4 protein-coding genes are annotated in these 2,255 nt (G+C 40.2%); all 4 read left to right on the top strand.

All coding sequences use genetic code 11. The features are described from left to right. Positions 1-83: 83 nt before the first annotated feature. The 4 genes from JCM6256_RS10720 to JCM6256_RS09095 all read left to right on the top strand — a co-directional run bounded on the left by JCM6256_RS10720 (position 84) and on the right by JCM6256_RS09095 (position 2,178). Entirely contained in the window at positions 84-257 is a 174-nt protein-coding gene (locus JCM6256_RS10720; RefSeq protein WP_169787498.1) for a hypothetical protein, read from the top strand. Next, positions 254-601: an IS66 family insertion sequence element accessory protein TnpB gene (gene tnpB, locus JCM6256_RS09105; protein ID WP_025081366.1), complete on the top strand. Its 348-nt coding sequence runs from the start codon at positions 254-256 to the stop codon at positions 599-601. The genes JCM6256_RS10720 and tnpB overlap by 4 nt, the downstream gene beginning before the upstream one ends. A gap of 64 nt (positions 602-665) precedes the next feature. Continuing rightward, positions 666-896, top strand: coding sequence for an IS66 family transposase (locus tag JCM6256_RS09100; protein ID WP_025081365.1), 231 nt, complete (start codon positions 666-668; stop codon positions 894-896). Further along, on the top strand, positions 850-2,178 hold the full coding sequence (locus JCM6256_RS09095) for an IS66-like element short variant transposase (protein WP_025081364.1): 1,329 nt from the start codon (positions 850-852) through the stop codon (positions 2,176-2,178). The genes JCM6256_RS09100 and JCM6256_RS09095 overlap by 47 nt, the downstream gene beginning before the upstream one ends. Positions 2,179-2,255 lie beyond the last annotated feature (77 nt).

Genomic DNA, 2,255 nt, shown 5'->3' with positions numbered 1-2,255 from the left:
GTAAGCGTCAGATAACCGAGTGTCTTTTTTAGTCCTTATTTTTCAGGTATTCTAAACTCATCAAATTGATGGAGGTTAAGAATATGATTGAAAAACAACAAATTGTGGCACTTAGAAACTCGACTAAAACCAAGAAGGCCCGCCCACCACGCAATAATCTGTTGCTTAGCTTAAAGAAGGATGATTTAGAACTGAGCTTTTACAGTAGTTTAGATCCTGAAATTATGAATAAACTTCTTGAGAAAGTCTTGCCATGATTAGGCTCAGTGACTTGGGTCAAGTCTATATCGTCTGTGGCAAAACTGACCTGCGTAAAGGCATTGATGGCCTAGCAGTCTTAATCAAAGAGCAGTTTGAGCTTGACCCGTTTAGTGGCAAAGTTTTTCTCTTCTGCGGCAGAAGCAAGGACCGCTTCAAAGCCCTTTATTGGGACGGACAAGGCTTCTGGCTGCTCTATAAAAGATTTGAAAATGGAAAAATGAACTGGCCCAGGAATCAAAATGAAGTTCAAGCTTTATCTTCTGAACAGGTTGATTGGTTAATGAAGGGCTTCTCAATTAGTCCAAAAATAAAGAACACGAAAGCGCGCGAATTCTACTAACACTTGACATCGCGCGCTTTTTTGATATTCTTTTAACTAACAAATTTAGGAGGAAGTTTAAATTATGTCTCAAGAAACTTTAGAAAAGATTATTGCCCAACAGGCAACTACAATTCAAAATCTAACCGATGAAATTAAGCTCCTCCGTGAACAAGTAGCTTACTTAACGCAGAAACGTTACGGCAAGTCTTCAGAACAAATGCCTTTAAATAGACAAACAAGTCTCTTTGATGAACCTGATGCTCAAGATGACGGAGAACGTCCCCGACGCCGCCGTTCAGACTATTACTTATAAAAGAAAAACTCACAACCGCAAGCGCGCGGATTTACTAGCAGCCTTTCCGGCCGAAGAAGTTCATCATGAATTAGACGATAAATATTGTCCTGATTGCCATCATGAACTGGTTGAGATAGGCAAGCAGTCAGTTCGCCAAGAATTATTATTTATCCCAGCTCAGCTTAAAAGGCTAAATCATATCCAACATGCTTACAAATGTAAGTACTGCAGCCAAAGAAATTTTAGCGACAAGATCATTAAAGCCGCAGTACCTAAAGCTCCCCTAAACCATGGTCTAGGTTCAGCTTCACTCATCGCTCATTCACTTTATCAAAAATATGAAATGAAGGTGCCAGACTATCGCCAAGAAAGCGACTGGAAGAAGATGGGACTAGAAGTTTCCAGACAGCTGTTAAATTATTGGGATTTGAAGAGCAGCGAATACTACTTTAAACCAGTGTATGATCTGCTTAAGCAAAAGCTGTTAAGGCGACCAATTTTACATGCCGATGAAACCTACTATACTGTCTTGGAAAGTGAAACAGTTAAGACCTACTACTGGGTCTTCCTTTCAGGCAAACATGATCAATATGGGATTACGCTGTATCATCATAATCCTTCCCGTAGTGGAAAAGCTGCTTTAAACTTCTTAGGCAACTATCCCGGTTATTTGCACTGCGATATGTGGCAAGCTTATGAGCAATTGCCTGAAGCAACTTTAGTTGGCTGCTGGGCCCATGTTAGAAGAAAGTTTCATGAAGCCGTGCCGCAAGCGGCTTCTGAAAAGTCCCTTGCCAAAGAAGGACTTAATTACTGCAGCCGCATGTTTTACTTAGAAAAAGCCTGGGAGAATTTAAGCAAACAAGAACGTTACCAGATAAGGCAAGAAAAACTCAAGCCCCTGATGCAAGAGTTCTTTAACTGGTGCAAGAAAAATAAGACCACCGTTTTGCCAGGTTCTAAATTGGGAAAAGCCATTAATTATACCCTTAAGCATCAAGCTACTTTTGAGCATGTCTTGCTTGATGGCAATTTAGAATTATCCAACAATAAGGCCGAACGAGCTGTTAAATCACTCGTCATGGGTCGAAAGAATTGGCTATTCTCTCAAAGCTTTAAAGGCGCCACCGCTAGCGGCATTATTCTGAGCCTAATTGAAACTGCCAAAAGAAATGGACTTGATCCTGAAAAATACTTGAATTATTTGCTTCAGAAACTGCCGAATGAAGAGATTTTGAATTCGGAATCCCTTGAAGCTTATTTGCCGTGGCAAGAAAATGTCCAAGACAATTGTAAATAAAAGAACCTAAATAACCGTCCCAGTATAACAATAACCGGGACGGTTTTTAAGTACGCTATTTTATTTGACGCTTACAG

It is taken from the genome of Lactobacillus hamsteri DSM 5661 = JCM 6256 (genome assembly GCF_000615445.1).
Lineage (GTDB): Bacteria > Bacillota > Bacilli > Lactobacillales > Lactobacillaceae > Lactobacillus > Lactobacillus hamsteri.
This window is presented reverse-complemented; position numbering and strand designations above follow the sequence as displayed.

What these genes read in the sequence shown, in the direction of transcription:
- JCM6256_RS09095 (WP_025081364.1), top strand. Translation starts at nt 850, where the DNA reads ATGACGGAGAACGTCCCCGACGCCGCCGTTCAGACTATTACTTATAAA.
- tnpB (WP_025081366.1), top strand. Translation starts at nt 254, where the DNA reads ATGATTAGGCTCAGTGACTTGGGTCAAGTCTATATCGTCTGTGGCAAA.
- JCM6256_RS09100 (WP_025081365.1), top strand. Translation starts at nt 666, where the DNA reads ATGTCTCAAGAAACTTTAGAAAAGATTATTGCCCAACAGGCAACTACA.
- JCM6256_RS10720 (WP_169787498.1), top strand. Translation starts at nt 84, where the DNA reads ATGATTGAAAAACAACAAATTGTGGCACTTAGAAACTCGACTAAAACC.